The 24292-nt window shown below is 69.3% G+C and carries 26 protein-coding genes; 14 read left to right on the top strand and 12 right to left on the bottom strand.

Annotation, left to right across the window (positions count from 1 at the left end; all coding sequences use genetic code 11):
• Nucleotides 1-62: 62 nt before the first annotated feature.
• The 3 genes from dksA to J2W78_RS13785 form a co-directional block, all read right to left on the bottom strand.
• Nucleotides 63-482, bottom strand: coding sequence for an RNA polymerase-binding protein DksA (gene dksA, locus J2W78_RS13795; RefSeq protein WP_253371325.1), 420 nt, complete (start codon nt 480-482; stop codon nt 63-65).
• A gap of 254 nt (nt 483-736) precedes the next feature.
• Entirely contained in the window at nt 737-1756 is a 1020-nt protein-coding gene (locus J2W78_RS13790; protein ID WP_253371323.1) for a hypothetical protein, read from the bottom strand.
• Nucleotide 1757: 1 nt separating this feature from the next.
• Nucleotides 1758-3131: an MBOAT family O-acyltransferase gene (locus J2W78_RS13785; RefSeq protein ID WP_253371321.1), complete on the bottom strand. Its 1374-nt coding sequence runs from the start codon at nt 3129-3131 to the stop codon at nt 1758-1760.
• 342 nt (nt 3132-3473) lie between these two features.
• Here J2W78_RS13785 and J2W78_RS13780 point away from each other — a divergent pair, with 342 nt between their 5' ends.
• Nucleotides 3474-3770 (top strand): GCG_CRPN prefix-to-repeats domain-containing protein, encoded by a 297-nt coding sequence (locus tag J2W78_RS13780; protein WP_253371319.1) that lies wholly within the window; start codon nt 3474-3476, stop codon nt 3768-3770.
• Between the two features lie 44 nt (nt 3771-3814).
• Here J2W78_RS13780 and J2W78_RS13775 read toward each other — a convergent pair whose 3' ends face one another.
• Nucleotides 3815-4255 carry a flagellar assembly protein FliX gene (locus tag J2W78_RS13775; protein WP_253371318.1) on the bottom strand — a complete coding sequence of 147 codons (441 nt, stop codon included), beginning with the start codon at nt 4253-4255 and terminating at the stop codon, nt 3815-3817.
• Nucleotides 4256-4509: 254 nt separating this feature from the next.
• Between J2W78_RS13775 and J2W78_RS13770 the strand changes: the two genes are divergently transcribed.
• The 4 genes from J2W78_RS13770 to J2W78_RS13755 all read left to right on the top strand — a co-directional run bounded on the left by J2W78_RS13770 (nt 4510) and on the right by J2W78_RS13755 (nt 7019).
• Nucleotides 4510-5652, top strand: a complete 1143-nt coding sequence (locus J2W78_RS13770) for a flagellar basal body P-ring protein FlgI (protein ID WP_253371316.1) — start codon at nt 4510-4512, stop codon at nt 5650-5652.
• A 26-nt stretch (nt 5653-5678) separates the two neighbouring features.
• Nucleotides 5679-6038: a rod-binding protein gene (locus J2W78_RS13765; RefSeq protein WP_253371314.1), complete on the top strand. Its 360-nt coding sequence runs from the start codon at nt 5679-5681 to the stop codon at nt 6036-6038.
• Complete coding sequence (locus tag J2W78_RS13760; RefSeq protein WP_253371312.1) at nt 6028-6507, top strand: hypothetical protein; 480 nt, start codon at nt 6028-6030, stop codon at nt 6505-6507. The genes J2W78_RS13765 and J2W78_RS13760 overlap by 11 nt, the downstream gene beginning before the upstream one ends.
• Nucleotides 6508-6842: 335 nt before the next feature.
• Nucleotides 6843-7019 (top strand): hypothetical protein, encoded by a 177-nt coding sequence (locus tag J2W78_RS13755; RefSeq protein ID WP_253371310.1) that lies wholly within the window; start codon nt 6843-6845, stop codon nt 7017-7019.
• Nucleotides 7020-7243: 224 nt separating this feature from the next.
• Here J2W78_RS13755 and flgH read toward each other — a convergent pair whose 3' ends face one another.
• From flgH to flgF, 4 genes are all read right to left on the bottom strand, one after another.
• Nucleotides 7244-7996, bottom strand: a complete 753-nt coding sequence (gene flgH, locus J2W78_RS13750; protein WP_003606667.1) for a flagellar basal body L-ring protein FlgH — start codon at nt 7994-7996, stop codon at nt 7244-7246.
• Nucleotides 7997-8052: 56 nt separating this feature from the next.
• On the bottom strand, nt 8053-9099 hold the full coding sequence (gene flgA / locus J2W78_RS13745; RefSeq protein ID WP_253374036.1) for a flagellar basal body P-ring formation chaperone FlgA: 1047 nt from the start codon (nt 9097-9099) through the stop codon (nt 8053-8055).
• A gap of 14 nt (nt 9100-9113) precedes the next feature.
• Nucleotides 9114-9905 (bottom strand): flagellar basal-body rod protein FlgG, encoded by a 792-nt coding sequence (gene flgG, locus J2W78_RS13740; protein WP_003606772.1) that lies wholly within the window; start codon nt 9903-9905, stop codon nt 9114-9116.
• 89 nt (nt 9906-9994) lie between these two features.
• On the bottom strand, nt 9995-10735 hold the full coding sequence (flgF, locus tag J2W78_RS13735; protein WP_253371308.1) for a flagellar basal-body rod protein FlgF: 741 nt from the start codon (nt 10733-10735) through the stop codon (nt 9995-9997).
• 273 nt (nt 10736-11008) lie between these two features.
• On the opposite strand from flgF, the gene fliL reads away from it, so the two are divergent.
• The 4 genes from fliL (at nt 11009) to J2W78_RS13715 (ending at nt 14109) form a co-directional block, all read left to right on the top strand.
• Nucleotides 11009-11524 (top strand): flagellar basal body-associated protein FliL, encoded by a 516-nt coding sequence (gene fliL, locus J2W78_RS13730; RefSeq protein ID WP_253371306.1) that lies wholly within the window; start codon nt 11009-11011, stop codon nt 11522-11524.
• Between the two features lie 79 nt (nt 11525-11603).
• Nucleotides 11604-12824, top strand: coding sequence for a flagellar motor switch protein FliM (gene fliM / locus J2W78_RS13725; RefSeq protein WP_056195371.1), 1221 nt, complete (start codon nt 11604-11606; stop codon nt 12822-12824).
• A 14-nt stretch (nt 12825-12838) separates the two neighbouring features.
• A complete protein-coding gene (locus J2W78_RS13720; protein ID WP_253371304.1) occupies nt 12839-13324 on the top strand; it encodes a DUF6468 domain-containing protein in 486 nt (161 codons plus the stop codon).
• Nucleotides 13321-14109: a MotE family protein gene (locus tag J2W78_RS13715; protein WP_253371302.1), complete on the top strand. Its 789-nt coding sequence runs from the start codon at nt 13321-13323 to the stop codon at nt 14107-14109. Before J2W78_RS13720 ends, J2W78_RS13715 begins: the two co-directional genes overlap by 4 nt.
• A gap of 3 nt (nt 14110-14112) precedes the next feature.
• Here J2W78_RS13715 and J2W78_RS13710 read toward each other — a convergent pair whose 3' ends face one another.
• Nucleotides 14113-14607 (bottom strand): glutathione peroxidase, encoded by a 495-nt coding sequence (locus tag J2W78_RS13710; protein WP_253371300.1) that lies wholly within the window; start codon nt 14605-14607, stop codon nt 14113-14115.
• Nucleotides 14608-14937: 330 nt separating this feature from the next.
• On the opposite strand from J2W78_RS13710, the gene J2W78_RS13705 reads away from it, so the two are divergent.
• Genes J2W78_RS13705 through J2W78_RS13695 form a run of 3 tightly spaced genes read left to right on the top strand, consistent with a single transcriptional unit; the run spans nt 14938 to nt 17525 of the window.
• A complete protein-coding gene (locus J2W78_RS13705; protein WP_253371298.1) occupies nt 14938-15648 on the top strand; it encodes an invasion associated locus B family protein in 711 nt (236 codons plus the stop codon).
• Between the two features lie 47 nt (nt 15649-15695).
• On the top strand, nt 15696-16937 hold the full coding sequence (locus J2W78_RS13700) for a lytic murein transglycosylase (RefSeq protein ID WP_253371296.1): 1242 nt from the start codon (nt 15696-15698) through the stop codon (nt 16935-16937).
• Nucleotides 16938-16940: 3 nt separating this feature from the next.
• Nucleotides 16941-17525, top strand: coding sequence for an NAD(P)H-dependent oxidoreductase (locus tag J2W78_RS13695; RefSeq protein WP_253371294.1), 585 nt, complete (start codon nt 16941-16943; stop codon nt 17523-17525).
• Nucleotides 17526-17531: 6 nt separating this feature from the next.
• Here J2W78_RS13695 and J2W78_RS13690 read toward each other — a convergent pair whose 3' ends face one another.
• Both J2W78_RS13690 and J2W78_RS13685 read right to left on the bottom strand, forming a co-directional pair.
• Complete coding sequence (locus tag J2W78_RS13690) at nt 17532-17927, bottom strand: GFA family protein (RefSeq protein WP_253371292.1); 396 nt, start codon at nt 17925-17927, stop codon at nt 17532-17534.
• A gap of 155 nt (nt 17928-18082) precedes the next feature.
• Complete coding sequence (locus J2W78_RS13685) at nt 18083-19426, bottom strand: dicarboxylate/amino acid:cation symporter (RefSeq protein WP_253371290.1); 1344 nt, start codon at nt 19424-19426, stop codon at nt 18083-18085.
• 311 nt (nt 19427-19737) lie between these two features.
• Between J2W78_RS13685 and J2W78_RS13680 the strand changes: the two genes are divergently transcribed.
• Together J2W78_RS13680 and J2W78_RS13675 are read left to right on the top strand one after the other, a co-directional pair.
• Nucleotides 19738-21615 (top strand): sensor histidine kinase, encoded by a 1878-nt coding sequence (locus tag J2W78_RS13680; protein ID WP_253371288.1) that lies wholly within the window; start codon nt 19738-19740, stop codon nt 21613-21615.
• Complete coding sequence (locus tag J2W78_RS13675; RefSeq protein WP_253371286.1) at nt 21612-22964, top strand: sigma-54-dependent transcriptional regulator; 1353 nt, start codon at nt 21612-21614, stop codon at nt 22962-22964. The genes J2W78_RS13680 and J2W78_RS13675 overlap by 4 nt, the downstream gene beginning before the upstream one ends.
• A 116-nt stretch (nt 22965-23080) precedes the next feature.
• On the opposite strand, the gene J2W78_RS13670 is transcribed toward J2W78_RS13675, so the two are convergent.
• Nucleotides 23081-24139 carry a GGDEF domain-containing protein gene (locus J2W78_RS13670; RefSeq protein ID WP_253371284.1) on the bottom strand — a complete coding sequence of 353 codons (1059 nt, stop codon included), beginning with the start codon at nt 24137-24139 and terminating at the stop codon, nt 23081-23083.
• Between the last annotated feature and the right edge of the window lie 153 nt (nt 24140-24292).

Here is a 24292-nt window from a genome sequence, read left to right as displayed (position 1 = left end):
ATCAGCAAGCCTGCGCGGCACCTGAGGCGGGACAGCGCTGAGGAACGCCGGAGCGCGCCGGGTCAGTCGTCGCGATAGACGCGCTCGCGGCGCTCGTGGCGTTCCTGCGCTTCCAGCGACAGAGTCGCGATCGGCCGCGCATCGAGTCGCTTGAGCGAGATCGGCTCGCCGGTCTCCTCGCAGAAGCCGTAGGAGCCATCCTCCAGCCGGGACAGGGCCGCATCGATCTTGCTCGTCAGCTTGCGCTGGCGGTCGCGGGCCCGCAACTCGATCGCCCGATCCGTCTCCGAGGAGGCGCGGTCGGCGATATCCGGATGATTCTCGTTCTCGCTTTGAAGCGCGGTGAGAGTCCCCTGCGCCTCGCGCAGGATCTCGCTCTTCCAATTGAGCAGCTTGCGCCGGAAATACTCGCGCTGCCGCTCATTCATGAAGGGCTCGTCGTCGGAGGGCCTGTAGCCGTCCTCGATCGTGACCTTCGCCATCGTCTTATCCTCGCGCTCCCTGCCGGTTAGCGGCGATCGTCGGCGAGGCTATAATCGAGCCGGGCAAGCTCTACAACGCGCGGATGCCGCCTCGCACGATCTCGCGTAAAAAGCTCTCGCGATGCGGCAAAGACGACACGCTTAGGTGGCCCCCGACCCGACATCAGGTTGAGCCGGCGAATTCGCTGTCGCAGGCGCACGGTGTACGCTGCTCTCGAAGGCAGGGATGTGTTCGACGATGAGGCCATCCCGCTTCAGGGCACACCGCGCAGCCGGATGAGGGCGGCGGCGATCTCGTCAGCCAGGGGGCGGGCGAGGGCGTGCCGGTAATGGGTCTGATCGAAGAACAAGCCGGGATCGTGGAGGGCCGGCCGCTCGCGACGCGCGTCGATGAGCGCGCTGCGTCCGTGCCGCTGCAGCGCCGCCGCCGCTGCATTCCGGCACGCAGCCTCGGCGTGGGCGCGCGGCGTGCCGGGCCGGGGGAGGCCGGCGGCGTAGACCGGCGGGAACACCATGACCACGGCGGTCTCGGCCGTCAGTGCGGCGAGGGCGGTGGCCAGACGGTCCGCGGCGGGAAAGTCCGGCCCGGCCTTGCCCGGAGCGACCACGTCGGGGACCGGTGTTTCGCGCGCGGCGCGGGCGCGTTCGTCATCGAGGGCACCGAACCTCAGGTAATCTAGTTCGTAGTCCCACCAGCCGTCGGCGACCGCGCGCCTGGCGCGCGCGCCGACGAGCCAGCCGACGCGGCCGGCGACCTCCTGCGCCACGGACACGCGCAGGAGACCCCGGAGATAGGAGAGCGGATCGGAGCTGTAGAGCCAGAACGGGAACGGCCTGTCGCTGGGCAGCGCCGGATCGCCGGTGCACCACGCGTCGTCCACGGAGAGGATCACGGCCTTCGGCGCCGGATGGTGGCGCAGAAACCAACCGAGCAGTGCGAGTTGCTCTCCGGGGCCGGTTCCGGGCACGGAGAGCTGAACGAAGGGAATGCCGGTCGCCGCCGTAAGCCGCGCGGGCTCGATCAGCTGGATGTGGGAATTGCCGAACACCGCCCCCGCGAAAGCCGGGTCGCGCCCGCGTGACGCGGCGGCGGTGCGCGGGCCCTGCGGGCGCACGGCGCCGGCAGAGAATAGGGTCGAGCGCCCGCTGTCGTAGGGATCGATCAGGAAGGCGAGCGCGAGGTAGCCCGCGATGAGGCCGATTGCGGTGCGCCCGAACAGGCGCGCGAAGGCCGCCCATTCCCGCGGCCCAGTACTGCCGAAGACGGATGCCATCTCAGAACTGGAAGTAGATGAATTCGTAGTTCGCATCGTCCCCGATCCTGAGGAGCACGACGACGAACAACAGGCCGAAGGCGGCGGCGAGCCAGCGATTCGGCGGCAGGCGGTGCACGGCGGCCCAGGCGGTGGGGCCGATCATCGCGACGGCGGCGGCAATCGCGATGGTGCGCCACTTGAAGCCCGTTCCCGCGGGGGCCAACCCCAACAGCCCCTTGTAGATCGCCAAAGCCGCCTCGAACGAGGATGCACGGAACAGAACCCAGGTCAGGATCACGAATCCGGCCGTCAGCGCCCAGCCGAGGAGATGCGGTAGCCGTCCGCCCGCCCGGCGCCAGAGCACACCCGCCCCGAGGCCCACACCGTGGGCAGCGCCCCAGGCGACGAAGGTCAAGCCCGCCCCGTGCCAGAGGCCGCCCAGCGTCATGGTGGCGAACAGCGCGCCGACCTGCATCGCGAGGCCGCGGCGGTTTCCGCCAAGAGCGATGTAGAGGTAGTCGCGCAGGAAGCGCGACAGCGTCATGTGCCAGCGCCGCCAGAAGTCGCGCAGCGAAGTGGCGCGGTAGGGCACGTCGAAATTCTGCGGCAGCACGATGCCGAACAGGAGCGCGAGGCCGAGCGCCATGTCGGTGTAGCCGGAGAAGTCGAAATAGATCTGGAAGTTAAAGCCGAGCGTCGCCTGCCACGCCTCGGCCATCGTCACCGCCTTGCCGGCGGCGGCCGCCTGGAACACCGGGTTGACGTAACCTGAGAGCGGATCGCCGAGGAACACCTTCTTGGTGAGGCCCACGGTCAGCAGCATCAACCCGCGCCCGATCCGCTCGGCGGCGTCGGGGCGCGCATAGGGGCGCTCCTCGAACTGGTGCATGATCTCGCTCCAGCGCACGAGCGGGCCGGCGAGAACCTGCGGGAAGAAGGCGATGTAGAGGGCGTAGCGGGTGAGCCCGAAGGCCGGCGCGCGCCCGGCCCTGAGGTCCGTTAGGTACATGATGTGGTGGAAGGTGAAGAACGAGATCCCGAGCGGCAGGGCGAGATCGATCCGCGGGAGATCGATGCCGGGGATCAGGTCGGCGAGATCGGTGAGGAAGCCGAGATACTTGAAGGCGCCGAGCACCGCGAGGTTGCCCGCGAGCGCCACCGGAAACAGCCAGCCGGTGCGGTCCCGCGGCAGGGCGCGGGCCACGAGCCAGTTCACGCCGATGGAGGCGAGGAGCAGCGGCAGGAAGCGCCAATCCCACCACGCGTAGAAGACGAAGGACAGCCCGACGAGAAGCGGCAGCCGCGCCTGCGGCCGATAGCGCTCGGCGGCGGCGTGCAGCACCAGCGCGGCCGGGAGGAAGGCGAGCAGAAAGACGAAGGAGTTGAACAGCATCGCGGCGCGGACGATTCCCTTGGCGATCCGGCGAGACCGGCGCGCGCCCGCTCACGCGGGCAGCCTTGTCGGAGATCGGAGCGGGGCCGTCAATCGCGCCGAGACACTGAGCGGAAGGGACGGCAGCATCCTCGCAGAGTCTGCGGCTTGGGTAAGGCGCTTGGCAGCCACCCGACAAGCAACGGAAGCCCCCTTCACCCATCACATCGATGTGTACTGCGCTCGCGAACAGTGATCGCACAGCACCGCGGGAGGCGGGGATCCAGTCAGCTTCGGTTCATCGAGGCAAACCTAGCTTCCGGCATCGGCCGTCTATTCCGGCCGCAACGGAGAAATCGTACGATGACGCACGCGAAGGCGTTCGCATTGGCTGCGGTGATCGCCGGCAGCCTCGGTGTCGCGGGCAGCGCTCAGGCGGCGCCCTTCAGCCCCGCGCCCCTCGCGACCACGACGGACAACGCGCTCGTGGAGCGCACCGCCGGTGGCTGCGGGCCGGGCTTCCACCCCAATCCCTGGGGCATCTGCCGCCCGAACTGGGGTCCACGGCGCTACTGGGGCGGCCCGCCCCCCGGATATTATCGCCCGCGGCCGCTCTACCGGCCCTACGGCTATTACCGACCGCGACCCTATTACTGGTGATCGTGCGGGCCGGACCTCGAAAAGGGGTCCGGCCCTTTTCGTGTTCAGGCGCCGCGCGCCGCTTCGAGCTTGGCGAGTTCCACCGCGGCGCGCAGTTCGATCTCGGCCACCAGCCCGTCGAGGCGGGGATCGCCGCTCTCCGCATTCCGCTCGGCGAGGCGGCCGGCGATGGCCTGAAGGTCGCGCGTCGCCACCCGGCCGCCGATCAGCGCGGCTTTCAGCCGGTCGAGCCCGTCGAGCAGGTCGTGCCCGCGCTGCACCGAGCGGCGGCGGCGCTCCTTCTGCGCGTCGGCCCCGTCCTGGCCCTGGAGCGTGAGGAGGGCGTCGAGCCCGGTGAGCATGCCGGTCTGGCTCGCGCCCGCGGTCGCCGCCCGAGGCGTCTCTTCCGCGCCCGTCGCTGGGGCGAAGGCGCCCGGCGCGGCGGCGCGGCGGGTGGCGTTGAGCGCACCCGCGGCGGCCGCGGCAAAGCGTGTGTCGACGCGCATGATGGTTCGAAACCTTCTCGCACCCGCCGATGCACGGCGGGTGCCGATCTCCGAAGACATCGGCCGACAGGGTTAAGCGCCGGTAAACAGCCCGGCAGAAGCTGCCGGGGCGGCAGGAAACGCTCTCGTCCCTCACGCCGCTCCGGCAGCACCGAAAAAGAAAAACTTGCCTACTATCAATACCTTATGGTTTGGCACGGCCCTGGCAGAGATCGAACCGGCGTAAAGTCGCCTGGTCCGGCTGCCGAGTTCCGATGCCCCTGCCTCGTCCCCTGTCTCCTGCCCTGTTCGCCCGCCGTCTCGTCGCGGTGCTCGCCTGCCTCGCGGTCCTGCTTCCGCCGGCCCCCGCCAGCGCCCTGTCGCGGGTCAAGGATCTTGCCGCCGTCGAGGGCGTGCGCACCAACCAGCTCGTCGGCTACGGCATCGTGGTCGGCCTCAACGGCACCGGCGACACCCTCAACAACATCCCCTTCACCAAGCAGTCCCTGCAGGCGATGCTGGAGAGGCTCGGTATCAACACCCGCGGCGCGACCATGCGCACCCAGAACCTCGCGGCGGTGATGGTGACGGCCAACCTCCCCCCCTTCGCGACTCAGGGCACGCATATCGACGTGACGGTCTCCTCGCTCGGCGATGCCAAGTCGCTTCAGGGCGGCACGCTGGTGGCGACGTCCCTGCTCGGCGCCGACGGTGAGATCTACGCCCTGGCGCAGGGCTCGGTCGCGATCGCCGGCTTTGCGGCGGAGGGCGAGGCCGCCAAGATCACCCGCGGCGTGCCGACCAACGGGCGCATCTCCAACGGCGCGCTGGTCGAGCGCGAGATGGCGTTCAAGCTCAACGAGGCGCGCTCGCTGCGGCTGTCGCTGCGCAACCCCGACTTCACCACCGCCAAGCGGATCGCTTCGGCGATCAACGACTTCATGGGTGCCGACACCGCCGAGCCGACCGACCCGGCGACGATCACTCTCCAGATTCCGGCCAAGTACCGCGGCAACATGATCCGCCTCATCACCGAGGTCGAGCAGCTCAAGGTCGAACCCGACCAGACCGCGCGCGTCGTGGTGGACGAGCGCTCCGGCATCATCGTGATGGGCCGCGACGTGCGCGTCTCTACGGTCGCCATCGCGCAAGGCAACCTCACGGTGACGATCACCGAGCAGCCGATGGTGAGCCAGCCCGCGCCGCTGTCGAACGGCCAGACCGCGGTGGTGCCGCGCACCGGGGTGAAGGTGGATACCGGCGACAGCAACAAGCTCGCCCTGGTGAAGGAGGGCGTGAGCCTGCGCGAACTCGTCGACGGCCTCAACGCCCTCGGCGTCGGCCCGCGCGACCTGATCTCGATCCTTCAAGCGATCAAGACGGCCGGCGCGCTCCAGGCCGACATCGAGCTGATGTAACTTTTTTTGGATTGGGAGATCGCACCATGCTGCCCCTCGCAACCTTCGCGGCGTCGGCCGCCGTCGGCGTCGGCAAGAACCTGCTCAACACGCTCGCGAAAACCGACGCGAACACGATAGATGCGGCCAAGTCCACCGCCTCGACCAAGGCGCGCAAGACCGCCGACGACTTCGAGAAGATGTTCCTGGAGGACAGCCTGGAGAAGCTGACGCAGAGCGAGGGCACCGACGGCCCCCTCGGCGAGAACGGCACCGGCGGCGGCGTCTGGCGCTCGATGATGACCAAGGAATACGCCAACGCCATCGTGAAGACCGGCGGCGTCGGCATCAGCAATCAGGTCTATTCCGAGATGATGCGCATGCAGGAGGCGGGCAATGGCCGCTGATCGGACCCTCGCCCTGCGCCTCACCGACCGCCCCTCGGCCCAGACCTTCGTGCGCGGGCTGCTCGCCACCATGATCGAGCTGGAAGCGGTGCTGACCCGCGAGAGCGACGGCGTGCGGGCTGGGCGCATCGCCCAGGCGCTGACGGACTCCGTGTCGAAATCCGAACTCGCCTCCGCCTACATGAACGGCCTGGAGGCGGCCAAGGCCAACGCGATCGCGCTCGCCCGCTTCGCACCGGAGGGGCTCGAGGCGCTGAAAGCGGCCCAGCATCGCTTCGCCGCCGTGGTGGAAACCAACCAACAGGTGCTCGCCACCGCCCGCGCCGTCTCCGAGGGGCTGATCAAGGCGCTGGCCGAGGAAGTCGCCAAAGCGCGCACGCCCACCGTCTACGGCCGTCCCTCCCTCTCGCCCTCGCCCTACGGTCGCGGTCCGCAGGGCGGCCCGCTGGTGTTCTCGCGCAGCCTGTAAGCATCGGCGACACGGTCCGGGGCTGCGATGACGCCCCGGCGGTCGCCGTGCGACATCGACCTCGTATGGCCTGGCATCGATGGGGCGAGAAACCGGACGCGAGCGGACAACGCCGCCTCGGCGGAGCCGGGCCCTGAGTGCGCGCCATCCCGCGGCGCTACGGCCGGCTCACGAACGCTTTTCGCTCGCGAAGCCGTGAAGTGGCATCGTTCCGAAGCCCGTCAAAGACTTGTGAAAACTTGCCGCAGCGCGGTGTGATATCTAAGCGCGATCTTCCGGAACCTTTTCATCCGCGCGCCGCTTGCCCCCGAACACAATCATCGGAGGAAATGGCGATGTCGAACGACGTGCTAATTCCGCTGCTCGCCATCGTCACCATTGTCCTCGTCGCGGCCTTCGCGATCTGGCAGCGGGGCCGGGTGGCGCAGTCGAAGAACGACCCGCACCGCTCGGCCTTCACCGAGGCCCACGGCGAAGCACCGCGCCCGAACCGGCCCGGCACCGAGCACTGACGCGTCCGGAGCCGCGCCCCGAACGGAGGCCGGCTTTCGGAAGACGACGATGCGGAACAACAGGCGAGAGCCGCGTCCTGGATCCGATATCCAAGGCGCGGCTCTCGCTTTTCGCTTGGGGAGGGCGCCGGCTCCCTCCTTTTGGAAGCGCTTCAGCGAGCGCCCGGTCACCGCTCATGTCCCCATCGGGCACGGCGATGGGGCGGGCGCTTCGCGAGAGCCGATCAGAACGGCAGCAGGATATCCACGAGCTGCTGGCCGTAGCGGGGCTGCTGCACGTCGGTGATCTGGCCACGGCCGCCATAGGCGATGCGGGCCTGCGCGATCTTGCTCGAATCGATGGTGTTGTCCGACTCGATGTCCTCGGGCCGCACCACGCCGGCCACGATCAGCTCGCGCACCTCGAAATTGATGCGGATTTCCTGCTTGCCTTCGACCACGAGGTTGCCGTTGGGCAGCACCTGCGTGACGACCGCGGCGACGTTGGTGGTCACCGTCTCGGCGCGCTGAACCGAGCCGGCCCCGTCGCTCGACGAGGTCGAGGTGCCGTTGATGAGCTTGTCCGGAGCGATGCCGGCCGCGGCCACGCCCGCGCTGTTCTCCAGGCCGAAGGCGTTGGGCAGGCCGAAGCCTTCCGCGTTGGTGCGCGAGCGCTTGGTCTCGTTGTTGAGGTTGGCCCGGTCGGTCACGTTGACCTTGATGGTGAGCAGGTCGCCGATCCGCGCGGCGCGCTGATCCTTGAAGAAGGCCCGCGAACCCGTGCGCCACAGGGAGTTCGGCGCGTAGGAGACAGGGCTCGTGTCGGGCATCGCCATGCGCACCGGCCGGTAGCCGGGCTGGGCGGTCGGGTCCTCGATCGCCGAGAGCGTCGGCGTGGCGCCGACTTGCGAGAGGCGGTCCACGGTGTTGCAGGCGCCAAGCGGCGCGAGCGCCAGGATCACGGCGAGGCGGGAGAGACGGGGACGGCGAGCGGTCATCGGATGGGTCCGGCGCTGGCGGGAAGGGGAGAGAGACGGAAGGGAGGAGGCGCGGTTCACGGGGCCGCGCTGGCCTGAAGGATCGGCTGAGGCTGCGAGATCGGGCCCACCGAGACCCGCCCCGGGGCGATCACCACGGCCTGCAGCACCTTCTTCGAGGCGGCATTCGTCACCGAGACGCTGGCGCCGAGCCGGCCGCTCTCGTTGGCGATGCCGCGCAGCGACAGCGACACGCCGGGGGTTTCGAACACGATGGCGACGCTGTCGCCGCGGGCGACGAGATCGGGCGGCGCCACGTCGCCGGAGCGCAGGACGGCGCCGGCGCTGAGGGGACGCTGCGCCACCTGCCCGACGACCAGGGTCGGCGCGCCCTGCACGTCGTTGGGCACGCCGTCGCGCGGGCGGCGCTCGACGGTGAGGTCGGCGCTGGCGACCGCCTCGCCGCGATTGAGGCTGCGGGTCAGCACCGCGACCTCGCGGGTCTCGACCGCCACGCCGGCGACCCGCAGCGAGGCCTGACGCTCGCCGAGCACCACGAGGCCGGCGACCCGGCGCGTCCGCGGATCGTAGGTGACATCGACCGCCGCCGCCTGCCCGTCGAGATCGAGCGGGGCGAGCAGCATCGGCGCATCGCCGTCGAGGCGCACCGAGAGGGATTTCTGATCGAGGCCGTAACCGGTCTCCAGCGCGCGCTTGAGCGCCGCCTCGATCTCCGTCGCCCCGACCCGGCGGGCAGCACGCTGCACCGTCACCTGGACCCACCCGCCGGTCTCGATTCCGGTCAGGCCGAGGGAGGCCGCCGCCTCGATGATCCGGCGTGCCTGGATCGTGCCGACCGCGCCGAGGGCCGGCGCCCGGAACAGCGCGCGGGCGGCAAGCTCGGCGGGGGCGCCTTCCACGAGGTCGCCGAAGCTGAGGGTGTCGCCGCGGGCGGTGACGTCGCCCCGCAGGCGCAGCGTCGTGCCGGCGGCCATGAGCGGCAGGGTGAACAGGGTCACCGCGAGGAAGGCGGCCAGCGCGAGGACGGTCCGGCCGATCACGCCGCGGGAGAGCGGGGTGACGGCCAGCGGGACGGGACGGCGGATCGGCCGGAGGGCGTGCATCACGGGTCGAATCCTCAGCCGCGGAACATCTGCGAGGTGGTGGAGAGCATCTGGTCGGCGGCGGTGACGACCTTGGAGTTCATCTCGTAGGCGCGCTGCGCCGCGATCAGCGACGAGATCTCGGTGACCGCGTTGACGTTGGCTTCTTCGAGGTAGCGCTGCTGCAGATTGCCGAAGCCTTCCGAGCCCGGCAGGCCGGTGATGGCGGGGCCCGAGGCCGCGGTCTCGACGAACAGGTTGTCGCCGATCGATTCGAGGCCGACCTTGTTGACGAAGCGGGCGAGCTGGAACTGGCCGAGCGCCTGCGGCGCGGTCTGGCCGGGCATGGTCGCTTGCACCGCGCCGGTGGCCGAGATTGTCACCGAGGTCGCGGTGTTGGGCACCGTCACGCCCGGATCGAGAAGGTAGCCGTCGCGGGTGACCATCTGCCCTTGCGCGTCGAGGTCGAACGAACCGTCGCGGCTATAGGCGGTGCGCCCATCCGGCAGGCGGACGCGAAACAGGCCCTCGCCGCGGATCGCGACGTCGTAATCCTTCTCGGTCTGCGCCAGCGGCCCCTGGCTCATCGCACGGGCGGTCGAGGTGGTCTTCACGCCCGAGCCCAGCGCGAGGCCGGCAGGCAGCATCGTGTTCTGGTCCGAGGTCGAGGAGCCGGAGCGACGCAGGTTCTGGTAGAGCAGATCCTGGAAATGCACCTGCTGGCGCTTGTAGCCGGTGGTGCGCAGGTTCGCGATGTTGTTCGAGATGACCTGAACGTTGAGTTCCTGGGCCGCCATGCCCGTGGCGGCGGCGTAGAGGGCGCGCATCGGCGTCGGTCCTTAGAGCGCTTTCCGACGAAGTGGAGGCCGGTTCGTCGAGAGAAAGCGTGACAAAACAGAAGGCTAGAGCCGGTGTGTCAGGCGACGTCGGCGAGACGGCGGATCGCCGTGCCGCGCAGTTCGTCGAGGCGCGAGATCACGCTCGAGACCATCGAGTAGGTGCGGTTCACATCCATCAGCCGGGTCATCTCCACCACCGGCTTCACGTTGGAGCGCTCCAGCGCGCCGGGCTCCAGATGGACACCGGGGCCGGCGGGCCGCGCGGGCGCCTCGGACGAGAACAGGTTGGCGCCCTCCGACTTCAGCGCCTGCGCGTTGGCGAAGGTGACGAGGCGCAGCCGGCCGCGGATGCCGAGATTGGTCGAGATCGTGCCGTCGGGGGCGATGGCGAGCCCCGTCTCCTGCTGCCCGATGGTGATCGGGCCGCCGTCGCCCTGCACCGCATGGCCGTCCGAGGTGACGAGGTTGCCGGTGGCGTCGAGTTCGAAGGCGCCGTTGCGAGTGTAGCGCAGGCCCTGTGGCGTCTGGACGGTGAGGAAGGCGTCGCCTCGCAGGGCCACGTGCATCGGGTTGCTGTCGGACTCCACCGGCCCCTGCGTCAGGTCGAGCGGGGTGCCCTGGTCGATGACGTAGGAGACGCGGCGGTCGGTTCGCTGGAAGCTGTCGGCGGAGGCCACCGGCATCAGATATTCCTGGAAGCGGGCCGAGCGCGCCTTGAAGCCGGTGGTCGAGACGTTGGCCATGTTGTTGGCGATGACGTCGAGTTCGCGAGCCAGGGCGGTCTGGGCGGAGACTCCGACGAAGAGCGCGTTCTGCATGGTGTGCCTCGGATGGCGACGGGTTCGTGCTCTCCACCGCAGGGGCCGTGCCAATCCCGAAAACTTGGTTTTTACCTTAATGATCAGTGGTTTGTTGGAAGCTGAGCCCTGGACCGACCCCAGCCCGCCGCGGGACGGCGGCAAGTCCGACCCGGCAAGTTCTGCCGCCTTAACCGAAGGTTAACCACGTCGGCCGAGAACGGAGGCAAGGGGATTGCGCGCCGCGCGCGAGCCCCGCCCACCGCCCCGACCCGGTTTGCCGACGAGCAGAACATGGCCAAGAAGCCGAAGAAGGCGCCCGCGGCGGACGGCGAGGAGGGCTCAGGCGAAGCGCCGAAGTCCAAGAAGAAGCTCATCATCATCGCGGCCGCGGTGCTGCTGCTCGGCGGCGGCGGGGGCGGGTTCTTCTTCATGAAGAGCCGGGCCGCGCATGCCGATCACGGCGAGCACGGGGCCGAGAAGCTCGACCCGAAGGCGCAGGCGGTGTTCCTCGACATGCGCGACATGCTGGTGAACCTGAGCCCTGATCCGGGGGCGACCAAGGCCAACGTGCTCAAGCTGCGCGTCGCGCTGGAGCTGAAGGACGCCAAGGTCGAGGCGACGGTCAAGCCGCTGATGCCGCGGGTCGAGGACGCCTTCCAGACCTACCTGCGCGAGATCCGGGCGAGCGATCTGGCCGGCTCCGCCGGCCTCTACCGCCTGCGCGAGGAATTGCTGCGGCGGGTCAACATCGCGCTGCACCCGGCCAAGGCCGAGGCGGTGCTGTTCAAGGACGTGATCGTTCAGTGAACCGCGCGGCCATCCCGTCCCGAAACACAGATCTCTCCGAATCCCCCTTTCGTAAGATAGACGCGAGCGCGCGACAGGCATGATCGGCCCCGAGGACGAGCTGGAGGACGATTGGGCGGCCGCCTTTGCCGAGCAGGGCGGCGAGGGCGGTGGCGGCGACGCGTCGCTGGCTGAGGAGTGGGGCGCGGCGCTCGCCGAGCAGGGCACGACCAAGAGTGCGGGCGACGTCGCCGCCGAATGGGCGACGATGATCGAGGACGGGGAGACCGAGAATCTCCCCGAACTCGCCGGCAACGACCGCATCCTGAATCAGGACGAGATCGACGGCGTCCTCGGCTTCTCGCTACGCGAACTCTCCGCCTCCGGCGCGGGGGGCGTGCGCGCCATCGTCGATTCGGGCGTCGTCCAGTACGAACGTCTGCCGATGCTGGAAATCGTCTTCGACCGGATGATCCGGTTGCTGTCGACGTCCTTACGCAACTTCTTCCAGGACAACGTCGAGGTGACCCTCGACAACATCACCTCGGTCCGCTTCGGCGACTATCTCAACGCGATCCCGTTGCCGACCCTGCTCGGCGTGTTCAAGGCCGATTCCTGGGAGGGCTCGGGCCTCGTCACTGTCGAGCAGACGCTCGCCTACTCGACCATGGATCTGCTGCTGGGGGGCAAACGCGGCGGCTCGTCGAGCCGGCTCGACGGGCGGCCCTTCACCACGATCGAGATGAGCCTCGTGCGCCGCCTCGTCGAGATCATCCTCACCGACCTCGAACTGTCGTTCCAGCCGCTTTCGCCGGTGCGCTTCGGCATCGACCGGATCGAGACCAACCCGCGCTTCGCCACCATCACCCGGCCCGGCAATGCCGCGATCCTGATCACGCTCAAGCTCGACATGGACGGGCGCGGCGGCGGGATGCAGATCCTGTTCCCCTACGCGACGGTAGAGCCGATCCGTGATCTGCTGATGCAGAGCTTCATGGGCGAGCGGCTCGGGCGCGATCAGGTCTGGGAGAGCCACCTCGCCACCGAGATCTGGCAGGCGGATGTGGACATGGAGGCGGTGCTGCACGAGGTCACGCTGCCCCTGAAGCGGGTGCTCAACCTCAAGGTCGGCGACACGCTGATGTTCGACCGCAAGCCTTCCGACCTCATCACCGTGCGTTGCGGCGACTGGGCGCTGACGCAAGGGCGGATCGGCCGGATCGACGACGCGATCGCGGTGCAGATCGCCCGGCCGCTGCGGCAGTCCCGCACAACGCTGCAGGCCTACGAGATCTCGATGCAGAACCGTAACGACGGGTAGCGGCAGGGAAGACCATGATGACCTTCTTCGTCTCGATGGCCGCCGACGTGCTCGTCGCCGTTCTTCTGGTTGCCACCATCGCCTCCTCGGTGAAGCTGTCGGGGCGCATCAACCGGCTCAAGGCGGACGAGGCGGCCCTGCGCTCCACCATCGGCGACCTCATGGTGGCGAGCGCCACCGCCGAGCGGGCCATCGCCGGCCTGCGCGCCACCCTCGACGAGTGCGACCGGACGCTGACCGAGCGTCTCGCCGGTGCCGAGCGCACCAGCACCGATCTCGCCGCGCATGTGCAGGCGGGGGAGAGCGTCATCAGCCGCATCGCGGCCATCGTCGGCCAAGCGCGGACCACCGCCACGGCAGCGCCCGCCGCCGCGCCGCGTCCGGTGGCCGTCGAGTCCGTGCCCGCCATCGGCAACGGCGAGCGCGTCGGCGCGGCACTCGCCGCGGCCCAGGCTCTGTCCGAACGCGCCCTCGATCGCCTCCGGGCCAGGGCCGCATGACCCTTCCCGCGCGCCGACTCGCACGTCTCGCGAGCCTTCCGGCGCGCCCCTTCCGGCTGCGCCTGATCGACGCCGTGACCCTGGCGGCGATCGGGCTTCTCGTGCTCAAGCTCACCGCGCTGGTCGCCGCAGACGAGCCGGCGCCCGGCGCGCCGCTGCCGGATTTCGCCCGTGTGCTGGCCAAGGCACGCACCAATTACGAGCCAACCGACCCGACGACCACGGGCTCCGTCTCGGCGCCGCCGAAGAAGGCGGAACCCGCCCCGCCGCCGGTCTACCAGCCGCAGGTGCAGGAGCCGGTGTCGGACAGCGAGCGGGCGATCCTGGAAAAGCTCGCGGCACGCCGCGACACCCTCAAGCAACGCCGTGACGAACTCGACCTGCGCGAGCAGATGCTCAAGGACGCCGAGCGCAAGCTCGAAACCGGTGTCGCCGACCTGAAGGGGGCCGAGGACAAGGTCGGGTCCGAGGGGACCAAGCGCGCCGAGGCCGAGAAGGCCGGGATGAAGGGCATCGTCCTCATGTACGAGACGATGAAGCCGAAGGACGCGGCTCGGGTCTTCGACCGCCTGAACCTCGAAACGCTGGTGCCGATCGTGCTGGCGATGAACCCGCGCAAGATGGCCGAGGTGCTGGCCCTGATGGGCTCGGACCCCGCCGAGAAGCTAACCGTGGCGCTTGCCAACCGCGCCCGCGGCGTTGAGGCGCCGCAGGCATCCGCCGCGATCCCCGGCCTCCCCCCCGGCGAGTTGCCGGCGATCGATCCGGCGCGGGCGGGGCGGTAAGGGTTACTCGCCCGCCTCTGCCAGGGCCCGCTCGATCGTGCCGTCCAAGGCCTCGGGCTTCGTTGACGGCGAGAAGCGGCCGATCACCCGGCCGTCCCGGCCGATCAGGAACTTCGTGAAGTTCCACTTGATGGCTTGCGTGCCGAACAGGCCGGGCTTCTCGCGCTTGAGATCGACGTAGAGCGGGTCGGCGCCGGGGCCGTTGACCTCGACCTTGGCGAGGACCGGAAAGGTCACGTCGTAGGTCAGCGAGCAGAACTGCTCGATGGCGGCGGCATCGCCCGGCTCCTGGGCGCCGAACTGGTTGCAGGGCAGGCCGAGCACCACGAGGCCACGGGCACGATGGCGCCGCCACAGGGTCTCGAGGCCCTGATATTGCGGTGTGAACCCGCATTTCGAGGCGGTGTTGACCACCAGGACCACCTTGCCGCGGTATTGCGACAGGGGATGGGGGACACCGCGCGCATCGCGCGGGACGTGATCGTAGAGGCTGCTCATGACCGTTTCCAACGCCATCGATTGCTCAATAGTCCCACCTTCAGATGCGATATTGTCCTGATTTTCGTGGAATCATTCCAGGCTCGACCGCAAAGTCCATTGTCGCAGTGCTGTGCGGCGTTCATGCAATTGCATCCTCGGGCAAGCGGAGCTAGAGCGCTAGCCGCCGAAGTGGATACGGTTCGGCACAATAGAGCACGATAAAACAAGGGCTTAGTGGTTTTCACGACCCGCCTGCCGCGCCGCTGTCCCCGCAAGGGAGACGATCGGTGCTGTAGCGTTTTGTGAGGTACCCCCAGAGCCCCGGACGACACTCGCAGGAGCTCCACCATGCCGTCCCTGTCTCGCGGAACCGCGTCCTCCACGGCGCTTCTGCTCGCCGGATTGATGGCCCTGGTCGGGCCGGACATGGCCGTCGCTCAGGATGGCGCCGCCGAGACCGCTCCGGAGGCCGCCCCCGCCGAGCCGGCCGCGCGACCGAAGCCGCGCCCGCGCAAGCCGGCCCCGAAGAAGGAAGAGGCGAAAGAGCCGGCGAGCGCCGCCCCCTCCGGTACGGTGCTGGAGCCCGCGGCCGCCTCCGGATCGGCCCAGTGGCCCCCCGGCGCCAGCTCGGTCAGCGAGAGCTACGGCGATTGGACGATGAACTGCAACCGCGCCGAGGCGCGCACCGATTGCGTGATCATCCAGTCGCAGGGTGATCGACGCACGGGCAAGCGGCTGTTCAGCCTCGAGTTGAGGCCGCCCAAGGACGGGAAGAGCGAGGGGCTGATCCTGATGCCGTTCGGCCTTCAGATCGAGCCCGGCGTCTCGTTCAAGCTCGACGACCGGCAACTCGGCAAGGGTGCGCCCTACTCGTTCTGCGTCAGCGACGGCTGCCTGGTGCCGGTCAGCCTGCCGACGCTGGCCACCGACACGATGAAGACGGCGACCAGCCTCACCATCTCGGCGACGAAGCCGGACGCCAAGGAGCCGACGATCATCACCGTGCCGCTCTCCGGCTTCGCCGCTGCCTTCGCCCGGGCGAGCGCCTTCGGAAGCTGACGCGCCCGGCCTCGCGATCAGCCGGAGAAATGGTTAAGGCTGCCCCGATGCAGCCCTCTGCCAAAGCGCTCCTTCTCGCCACCGCGATCCTCGCCGGGCCGATCCCGGCGCGGGCCGAGGCACCGACCGATCCGGCGCCGCCGGATTTCGCGCGCTGCCTCGGTGAGTTGAAGACGCTCGCCGAGGAGCGCGGCGTGCCCCGGACGGTGACCGGGCCGGCCCTGTCGGGGGTCGCACCCGATCCGGCCGTGGTGCCGGCGACCCGATCGCAGGCCGAGTTCGTGAAGCCGGTCTGGGAGTATATCGAGGCGAGCGTCACGCCGGAGCGGATCGCGACGGGCCAAGCCAAGCTCGCCCAGTGGTCCGAAGTTCTCGGGCGGATCGAGGCGGCCTACGGCGTCGATCGGCATGTTCTCGTCGCCTTCTGGGGCGTCGAGTCGAATTACGGGGCCGCCCTCGAAGGCTCCGGCATCCGTCCCGTCGTGCCGGCGCTGGCGACGCTGGCCTGTGGCGATCCCGCCCGGCCCGGCCTGTGGCGCGACGAACTCGTCGCGGCCCTGAAGATTCTCGCCGACGGCGATGCCGACGCGGAACGGATGCGCGGATCCTGGGCCGGCGCCATGGGCCATACCCAGTTCATGCCGACCGCCTTCCTGCGCCACGCGGTCGATTTCGACGGCGACGGCCGGCGCGACATCTGGCACTCGGTGCCTGACGCGCTCGCCTCGACCGCCAATTTCCTGAAGCAGTCCGGCTGGCGCGCGGGCGAGGGCTGGGGCTCTGAGGTCCTGCTGCCGGACGGGTTTGATTACCGGCTCGCCGACGAGACCACCGAGCGGCCCTTCTCCGAATGGCGGACGCTCGGCCTTAAGTCCACCAACGGCACCTTCCCTGACGATGCGGAGCGCCGCGCCGCCCTGCTGCTGCCGACGGGGGCAAAGGGGCCGGCCTTCCTGCTGGAGCCGAACTTCCGGGTAATCCTGCGCTACAACACGGCGCTCGCCTACGCGCTCACCGTGGCCCACCTCTCCGACCGGCTGCGTGGCGCGCCCGGTTTCACCCGCGACTGGCCGCGGAGCGACCGCATGCTCACGACCGAGGAGTGCACCGACCTTCAGACGAGGCTCACGACGCTGGGCCATCCAGCCGGCGGCGCCGACGGCAAAATCGGCCCCAAGACCCGCGCCGCGATCCGCGCCTTTCAGGAAGCGAAGGGCCTCGTGCCCGACGGCTACGCCGATGCCGCGCTACTCGACCGGGTGCGGACGGCGGACGCGCCGGCCCCTTAGCCGATGCGCGTCCTGCTGGTCCATTGCCATCCCCGCCGCGACAGCTTCAACGCGGCGCTGCGCGACACCGCCGCCGCGGCGCTCGAAGCGGCGGGCCACCGGGTCGAACGGCTCGATCTCTACGAGGAGAACTTCGATCCGCGGCTGAGAGCGGAGGAGCGGGGCGCCTATTACGACGAGGGCGCCGAGCGGCCGGACATCGCCGGCCATGTCGCCGCCCTGCGCCGGGCCGAGGCGCTGGTCCTCGTCTACCCGACATGGTGGTTCGGGCCGCCGGCCATGCTGAAGGGCTGGTTCGACCGAGTCTGGCTGCCCGGCGTGGCCTTCGCGCTGGGTGGCGCGAAGGTGCTTCAGCCGCGCCTCACCAACATCCGCAGGATCGCGGTGGTGACGACCTACGGCTCGCCGCGCTGGCTGCTCTGGCTCGTCGGCTGGCCCGATTGGCGGCTGTTCCGCTTCGGCATCCGCCCACTCTGCGCCCGGCGCTGCCGGCTCGACTGGATCGCGCTCACCGGCATGGACGGAGCCACGGAGCCGATGCGCGCGCGTTTCGTCGAGCGGGTTCGCCGACGGCTGAGCGCGTTCTGAGCGACCTCAGCCAGCCGGAAACCGCTCGAAGCTCGGCAGCCGGTGCGCCTCCTCCATCCAGGCGAGGCGTTCGGCCACCTGGATATGCACCTGCGGCGGCAGGGCTTCGGGCGTGTCGAGGGTGCCGGTCAGCACGTCGATCATGCCCGGCAGCATCTGCTCGTTGACGTAGAACAGGCTGGTCCCGCATCGCCCGCAGAAATGCCGCCGTCCGTGCTCGGAGGAGGCGTAGACGGAGGGCTCGCCGGAGATCGTCACGCGCTCGGCCGGCACCATCGCCCAGCCGACCATCGGCGCACCGGAATGGCGCCGGCAATCCGAGCAGTGGCAGAGCGCGCTATGGGCCACCTCGGTCGGCATCTCGTAGGTGATGGCCTCGCAATGGCAGCGTCCCTTAAGCATGAAACCTCCCTAAATCGCGACGCAGTGCCGCGACGCGCCGGTCTATAGAGCCTGGGGTGTGTCCCGAAAAGCGAGAAACCGCGGCAGCCCTATTCCGGCTGCCGCGGCTCCCATACCGGACGAAGGACGCAGGACGGTGCGCCCTCCTGACCGGATCACTCAGCCGGCTGGAGGACCGGGGCGAGGGCCGCCTCGGCGATCGGCTTGCCACCCAGCGCGGCGTGAAGCTTGGCCTCGTCGACCTCACCTTCCCAGCGGGCGACGACGATGCAGGCCACCGCGTTGCCGATGAAGTTGGTGAGGGCGCGGCACTCCGACATGAAGCGGTCGATGCCGAGGATCAGCGCCATGCCGACGACCGGCACGGAGGGGACGACGGCGAGCGTCGCGGCCAGCGTGATGAAGCCCGAGCCGGTCACGCCCGCCGCACCCTTCGAGGAGAGCATGGCAACCAGCAGAAGCAGGATCTGCTCGCCGTAGGTGATCGGGGTGTCGGTGGCCTGGGCGATGAACAGCGCCGCCATCGTCATGTAGATGTTGGTGCCGTCGAGGTTGAACGAGTAGCCGGTCGGGACCACGAGGCCGACGACGGGACGCGAGCAGCCGGCCTTCTCCATCTTGTCGATGAGCGAGGGCAGGGCCGACTCCGAGGAGGAGGTGCCGAGCACCAGCATCAGCTCTTCCTTGATGTAGCGGATGAGCTTGAGGATGGAGAAGCCGTTGTAGCGGGCGACCGCGCCGAGCACGCCGAGCACGAAGATCGCCGAGGTCAGGTAGAAGGCGCCGACGAGGTAGGCGAGGTTGGCGAGCGACGAGATGCCGTACTTGCCGATGGTGAAGGCCATCGCGCCGAAGGCGCCGATGGGGGCGACCTTCATGATGATGTTGACGACGCCGAAGATGGCCTCCGACATCACCTTGATGATGTCGAGCACCGGCTTGCCACGCTCGCCGAGGAAGGCGAGGCCGAAGCCGAACAGCACCGAGAAGAACAGAACCTGGAGGATCTCACCGCCCGCGAACGCGCCGACCGCCGTGGTCGGGATGATGTTCATCAGGAAGTCGGCGATGTTCTGCTCCTTGGCCTTGCCGGCATAGGTCGCGACCGCCTTCGGATCGAGCGAGTTCGGGTCGATATGCAGGCCGTGGCCGGGCTGGAGGATGTTGGCGACGATGAGGCCGACGATCAGCGCCAGCGTCGAGAAGGTAATGAAGTAGACGAGCGCCTTGCCGCCGACGCGGCCGACCTTTTCGAGGTTCGTCATGCCGGCGATGCCGGAGACCACGGTGAGGAAGATCACCGGCGCGATGATCATCTTGACGAGCTTGATGAAGGCATCGCCGAGCGGCTTCATGTCGGCGCCGAGCTTCGGGTAGAAATGCCCGAGGGCAATGCCGATGGCGACGGCGACCAGCACCTGGAAGTACAGCGTGCGGTAGAGCGGCTTGGGTGCGGGCGGCGCGTGAGGCGCGGTCAATGGGGACGGCACGGTGGCCATGGGCGTTGCTCCCTGTCGGACGATGGACGGTCCGTCGGATCGGTTCGTCGAACGCCTCCCAGGGAGGATTCCGGTACCGTCCGCTCTTGTTTTTGGCCTCTCGGCACACAGCTCTGCAGTTCAGTCATGGCTGCGTTACGATCAGGGAATGGCAACCGGCATGCCAATTCTTCGGCGGTGATAACTTTTTGTTAAAGCACTGAAATGAATGATATTTCACGTTCGCACGCACAAGGCGTCGGAAGGCCGGTTGCGGTGAACCGCACGCAGGGTCCCGGATCGTTCCGGAATTTCGGACTGGATTTGCCGCGGTGATCGTCGCCGCTCCGCTGTCCGCGAAGGATTACCGCCGCGCGCTCGTGGTGGTGGCGGGGCTCGCCGCTCTCGTGCTGGCGGGTTGGCTCGGCGGGCGGGTGGCGGAGCGGTGGGCGCTCGCCGATCTGAGGCGTTCGGCCTCCTCGACCCTCGGGCTCCAAGTCGCGGCGCTTCGGGCCGAGATGCAAACGCAGAGTTCACTGCCGCTCGCGCTCGCCGCGGACCCCGAAATCTCCCGCGTCGTGGAACCCATACCCGAACGCAGCCTCGTGGAGGGGGTGAACGATCGCCTCGCGCAAATCGCCGAGGCGACCGGTGCGGCCGTGATCTACGTGATCAGCGCCGACGGCGTGACGGTCGCCGCGAGCAACGCCACGGCCGAGAAGAGCTTCATCGGCCGCGACTACGGCTTTCGCCCGTATTTCAAGGAATCGATGGCGACCGGCTCCGGCTCGCAATTCGCCCTCGGCACGGTCAGCGGCCGGCCGGGCTACTATCTCGCCCGCCGGCTGCCCCGCGCAGCCGGAGTCGTCGTCGTCAAAATCGAGTTCGACGCGATCGAGGCGGCGTGGCGTGCGAGCCGCGAGAGCGTGTTCGTCACCGATGCCCGCGGCATCGTGCTGGTGGCGAGCGAGTCGAGCTGGCGCTTCAAGGCGCTGCGCACCGTCGATGAGGCGGAGCGCAAGCGCATCCGCGAAGCACTCGAGTTCGGCGAGGCGCCGCTCTCGCCTCTGCCGCTCTACGCGGCCTCGGATGCAGGTGACCTCGTGCGGGTCGGCAGCGGCGCCAAGCCCGCTTGGCCGGCGCTGATGCTCGACGCCCCGATCCCCGGAACGGAATGGCGCCTCCACACCCTGACCCCGATCGCCGCCGCGGTTCAGCGCGAGCGGGCGCAGGGGCGGGTGATCGCCCTGCTGACGACGAGTCTCGCCTGGGCAGGGCTCGCCATGCTGATGGGCCGGCGGCGGCGGATGCGGACCCGGCTTGCCGAGGCCGCCGCCCGGCGCGAAGAGCTGGAGGCACGGGTGGCCGAACGCACGCACGCGCTCAGCGAGGCCAACCGGCAGCTTCTCGCGGAAATCGAGGAGCGCCGCCGCGCCGAGGCCGAGCGCGAGCGCCTCGGCCGCGAACTGGCTCAGGCCGGGCGGCTCGCAGCACTCGGGCAATTCGCGGCCAGCATGGCTCACGAGATCAACCAGCCGCTCGCCGCGATCCGCTCCTATGCCGACAACACCGCGATCCTCGTGCGCCGCGGGCGCATCGAGGATGCGGCGGAGAACGTCTCCGCGATCGGTCGGCTGACCGAGCGCATCGGCACGCTGACCCGCCAGCTCAAGGGCTTCGCCCGCCGCGCCTCGGGCCGGCGCGAGCCGGTGCGCCTCGCCGACATCGTCCGCGGAAGCCTCGAAGTCGTCTCCTGGCGCGCCGCGCAAGCCGGCATCGCCCTTGATGCGCCGCCGCCTGCGCCTGATCTCGCCGTGCTCGGCGACGGGCCACGCCTGGAACAGGTCGTCGTCAACCTGCTGCAGAACGCCCTCGATGCCGTGACCGGCCGTCCGGAGCCGTGGATCACCCTACGGGTCGAGGCCAGCGAGGCGCGGATTGCCGTCGAGGTCGCCGATAATGGACCGGGCATTCCGGAAGCCGTGCGGGCGCAGGTGTTCGATCCGTTCTTCACCACGAAATCCGAAGGGCTCGGGCTCGGTCTGGCGATCTGCCGCGGCATCGTCGAGGAGTGCGGCGGAACGCTCGGGCTGCGCTCGGGCGTCGAGGGCACGACCTTCCGGATGGAGTTGACCCGCGCCCCGGCCCCGGCGGACGAGGCGGGGCACAAGCGGAACGCAAAGCCGGTCGGGAGCCTGGAGGCGATATGAGCAACGAGCCGGACGGCGCCGCCGAGCGGATCGTCTTCATCGACGACGAGGAGGATGTGCGGCGCGCCAACCGCCAGAGCCTCGAACTCGACGGTTTCCGGGTCGAAACCTTCGAAGCGGCCGAGCCCGCGCTCGCGGCGATCCGGGCCGAACCGCCGGGGGTGGTCGTCACCGACGTGCGCCTGCCGGGCCTCGACGGGCGCGCCCTGTTCGAGCGAATCCGGGCCGAGGACCCCGATCTGCCCGTGATCCTCATCACCGGGCACGGCGACATCTCGATGGCGGTCGCCGCGATGCGCTCGGGCGCCTACGACTTCCTCGCCAAGCCCTACCCGGCCGAAGCGTTGATGGGTTCGGTGCGCCGCGCCCTCGACCGCCGACGGCTCATTCTGGAAAACCGCCGGCTCATCGCCCGGCTCGACGCGGCGATCGAGGAGGATCCCGCCTTCCTCGGCATCTCGCCGGAGATCGTGCGCCTGCGCCGCCTCGTCCGCGACGTGGCCGGTGCCGACGTCGATGTGCTCGTCCTCGGCGAGACGGGCTCCGGCAAGGAGGTGGTGGCCAACGCCCTGCACCGCTGGAGCCGGCGGGCCTCGAAGAACTTCGTCGCGATGAATTGCGGCGCGCTGCCCGACAGCGTGGTGGAGAGCGAACTCTTCGGCCACGAGGCCGGCGCCTTCACCGGAGCGCTCAAGCGCCGGGTCGGGCGCATCGAGCACGCGCAGGGCGGCACGCTGTTCCTCGACGAGATCGAGAGCATGCCGCTGGCGCTTCAGGTGAAGTTGCTGCGGGTGCTGCAGGAGCGGGTGGTCGAGCCGCTGGGCACTAACGAGCAGCGGCCGGTCGATATGCGGGTCGTCTCGGCCACCAAGGTCGATCTCGGCCAGGAGGCCGCCGCCGGCACGTTCCGCGACGACCTCTTCCACCGGCTCAACGTGGTGACGGTCGTGATCCCACCCCTGCGGGAGCGGCGGGAAGACATCCTGCTGCTGTTCCAGCACTTCCTGGCCCGCGCCGCCGCCCGGTTCGGCCGCGAGGCGCCCCCCGTGACGGCGGCGGTGCGCGACCACCTCCTGCGCCATTCCTGGCCGGGCAACGTGCGCGAACTCGATCATTTCGCCGAACGCTGCGCGCTGGGTCTTGCGGGCCAGGCCGCCCCGGAGGCGGCGCCGACGGCGGTTCTCAGCCTGTCCGAACAGGTCGAGCGGTTCGAGCGCGGCCTGATCCGCGAGGAGCTGATCATGGCCGGCGGCGACGTGCGGGGGGCCGCTGAATCCCTCGGCGTCCCGCGAAAAACCCTCTACGACAAGATCGCCCGCTACGGCCTCGCGCCGACCGACTTCCGCTAGAGCATCGTCCCGAAAGGTGGTCCCCGGCTTTCGGAAAGAGACGATGCAAAGTCAGAAGGCTCGAGCATCGGCCCCGGATCCGATATCCAGGACGATGCTCTGATTGCCGCGAGACCTCACGTGACCGCAGCCCGCGGCGTCGGGCAGACGCGGTCGCGGCCGGTCCGCTTGGCCTCGTAGAGCGCGCGGTCGGCCCGCTCGATCACATCGCGGGCGGCCTCGCCCGGCCGGTACTGTGCGACGCCGGCCGAGATCGTGACCTGTGCCAGGACATCGCCGGTGCCGCGCTTGACCAGCCGCTGGCCCCGCAGCCGGCTGCAGATCTCTTGGGCGAGCGCGACGCCGGCACCGATGTCGGCCTCGCCGAGCACGATCGCGAATTCCTCGCCGCCGTAGCGCGCGGCGAGGTCGCGATCCGTCGTCTTCGCGCTGAGCAACCGTCCGACGAGGCGCAGCACCTGATCACCGAAGCGGTGGCCGTGCCGGTCGTTGAGACCCTTGAAGTGGTCGATGTCGAGCATGAGCAGGGAGAAGGTGCTGCCGGAATCGATCCGGGTCCGGGCGATCGAGTCGCGCAGGAACCCGTCGAAGGCCTTGCGGTTGGCAAGCCCCGTCAGCGCATCGGTCGCCGCCGCGCGCTGCGTATCGACGAGATCCTTGTGCAGCTTGGCGATGTAGGCGGCGGAGGCCGAGAGCTGCTCTTCGAGCAAGTGGTTTCGGGTCTGCGCCTGCTCGGTCTCGCCGATGAGCGCGACGAGCGCCGTCATCAGCTCATCGGCGGTCGGACGCGCATTCAGGCGGCCGGACCAATGGGTCAGGGCATCACCATAGCCGGCAAGCGCCCTCCGGCTGCCCGCGACGCGTTCCGCCAGGGCACCGGCCGCTTCCGCGAGCCGGCCGGCCCCGTCGAGCACGGAGGCCTCCGACGCGGTCGCGGCGATGCAGGTGTCGTAGAGCGCGCTCGCCTGCTCCTCGGTCAGCGTCCCACCGGGTGCAAGGCAGGGCGCGAGGCGTTCACTCAGCGGTGGATTGGCACCGGTGAAGAAGACGTGCAGCAATTCGTAGTTCCGCGGGGAGGGCGGCAGGGCATGCTCCCGGAGCGCCTCCCAGGCGCGGTGCGCAGGAGCCAGGGCGCGGTCGAGGTCCGGATCCGCCTGCTGCATCTGTCCCGGCATCACCGCCCCTCGAGCGCTGTCCGACGAAGCGGGTCCCGGTTCGTCGAAAGAAAGCGCGGCAAAACAAGAGGATCGAGCGGTGCCCGACCCAACGTGGGCGGGCACCGCTCTCACCCGCGACGTCACGACTGAAGGGATAGCCGATTACTCTTA

The sequence above is a fragment of the Methylorubrum extorquens genome (assembly GCF_024169925.1).
Lineage (GTDB): Bacteria > Pseudomonadota > Alphaproteobacteria > Rhizobiales > Beijerinckiaceae > Methylobacterium > Methylobacterium extorquens_A.
Note: the sequence above shows the minus strand (reverse complement) of the source record. Positions and strands in the feature narration are given on the sequence as shown.

Coding starts and splice junctions, on each gene's coding strand:
- J2W78_RS13670 (WP_253371284.1), bottom strand. CDS start 24,139: ATGCCGGGACAGATGCAGCAGGCGGATCCGGACCTCGACCGCGCCCTG.
- J2W78_RS13770 (WP_253371316.1), top strand. CDS start 4,510: ATGCCCCTGCCTCGTCCCCTGTCTCCTGCCCTGTTCGCCCGCCGTCTC.
- J2W78_RS13700 (WP_253371296.1), top strand. CDS start 15,696: ATGCAGCCCTCTGCCAAAGCGCTCCTTCTCGCCACCGCGATCCTCGCC.
- J2W78_RS13710 (WP_253371300.1), bottom strand. CDS start 14,607: ATGAGCAGCCTCTACGATCACGTCCCGCGCGATGCGCGCGGTGTCCCC.
- J2W78_RS13780 (WP_253371319.1), top strand. CDS start 3,474: ATGACGCACGCGAAGGCGTTCGCATTGGCTGCGGTGATCGCCGGCAGC.
- dksA (WP_253371325.1), bottom strand. CDS start 482: ATGGCGAAGGTCACGATCGAGGACGGCTACAGGCCCTCCGACGACGAG.
- J2W78_RS13775 (WP_253371318.1), bottom strand. CDS start 4,255: ATGCGCGTCGACACACGCTTTGCCGCGGCCGCCGCGGGTGCGCTCAAC.
- J2W78_RS13715 (WP_253371302.1), top strand. CDS start 13,321: ATGACCCTTCCCGCGCGCCGACTCGCACGTCTCGCGAGCCTTCCGGCG.
- J2W78_RS13790 (WP_253371323.1), bottom strand. CDS start 1,756: ATGGCATCCGTCTTCGGCAGTACTGGGCCGCGGGAATGGGCGGCCTTC.
- J2W78_RS13765 (WP_253371314.1), top strand. CDS start 5,679: ATGCTGCCCCTCGCAACCTTCGCGGCGTCGGCCGCCGTCGGCGTCGGC.
- flgA (WP_253374036.1), bottom strand. CDS start 9,099: ATGCACGCCCTCCGGCCGATCCGCCGTCCCGTCCCGCTGGCCGTCACC.
- J2W78_RS13720 (WP_253371304.1), top strand. CDS start 12,839: ATGATGACCTTCTTCGTCTCGATGGCCGCCGACGTGCTCGTCGCCGTT.
- flgH (WP_003606667.1), bottom strand. CDS start 7,996: ATGACCGCTCGCCGTCCCCGTCTCTCCCGCCTCGCCGTGATCCTGGCG.
- J2W78_RS13685 (WP_253371290.1), bottom strand. CDS start 19,426: ATGGCCACCGTGCCGTCCCCATTGACCGCGCCTCACGCGCCGCCCGCA.
- J2W78_RS13760 (WP_253371312.1), top strand. CDS start 6,028: ATGGCCGCTGATCGGACCCTCGCCCTGCGCCTCACCGACCGCCCCTCG.
- flgF (WP_253371308.1), bottom strand. CDS start 10,735: ATGCAGAACGCGCTCTTCGTCGGAGTCTCCGCCCAGACCGCCCTGGCT.
- J2W78_RS13705 (WP_253371298.1), top strand. CDS start 14,938: ATGCCGTCCCTGTCTCGCGGAACCGCGTCCTCCACGGCGCTTCTGCTC.
- fliL (WP_253371306.1), top strand. CDS start 11,009: ATGGCCAAGAAGCCGAAGAAGGCGCCCGCGGCGGACGGCGAGGAGGGC.
- flgG (WP_003606772.1), bottom strand. CDS start 9,905: ATGCGCGCCCTCTACGCCGCCGCCACGGGCATGGCGGCCCAGGAACTC.
- J2W78_RS13690 (WP_253371292.1), bottom strand. CDS start 17,927: ATGCTTAAGGGACGCTGCCATTGCGAGGCCATCACCTACGAGATGCCG.
- J2W78_RS13695 (WP_253371294.1), top strand. CDS start 16,941: ATGCGCGTCCTGCTGGTCCATTGCCATCCCCGCCGCGACAGCTTCAAC.
- fliM (WP_056195371.1), top strand. CDS start 11,604: ATGATCGGCCCCGAGGACGAGCTGGAGGACGATTGGGCGGCCGCCTTT.
- J2W78_RS13755 (WP_253371310.1), top strand. CDS start 6,843: ATGTCGAACGACGTGCTAATTCCGCTGCTCGCCATCGTCACCATTGTC.
- J2W78_RS13785 (WP_253371321.1), bottom strand. CDS start 3,131: ATGCTGTTCAACTCCTTCGTCTTTCTGCTCGCCTTCCTCCCGGCCGCG.
- J2W78_RS13675 (WP_253371286.1), top strand. CDS start 21,612: ATGAGCAACGAGCCGGACGGCGCCGCCGAGCGGATCGTCTTCATCGAC.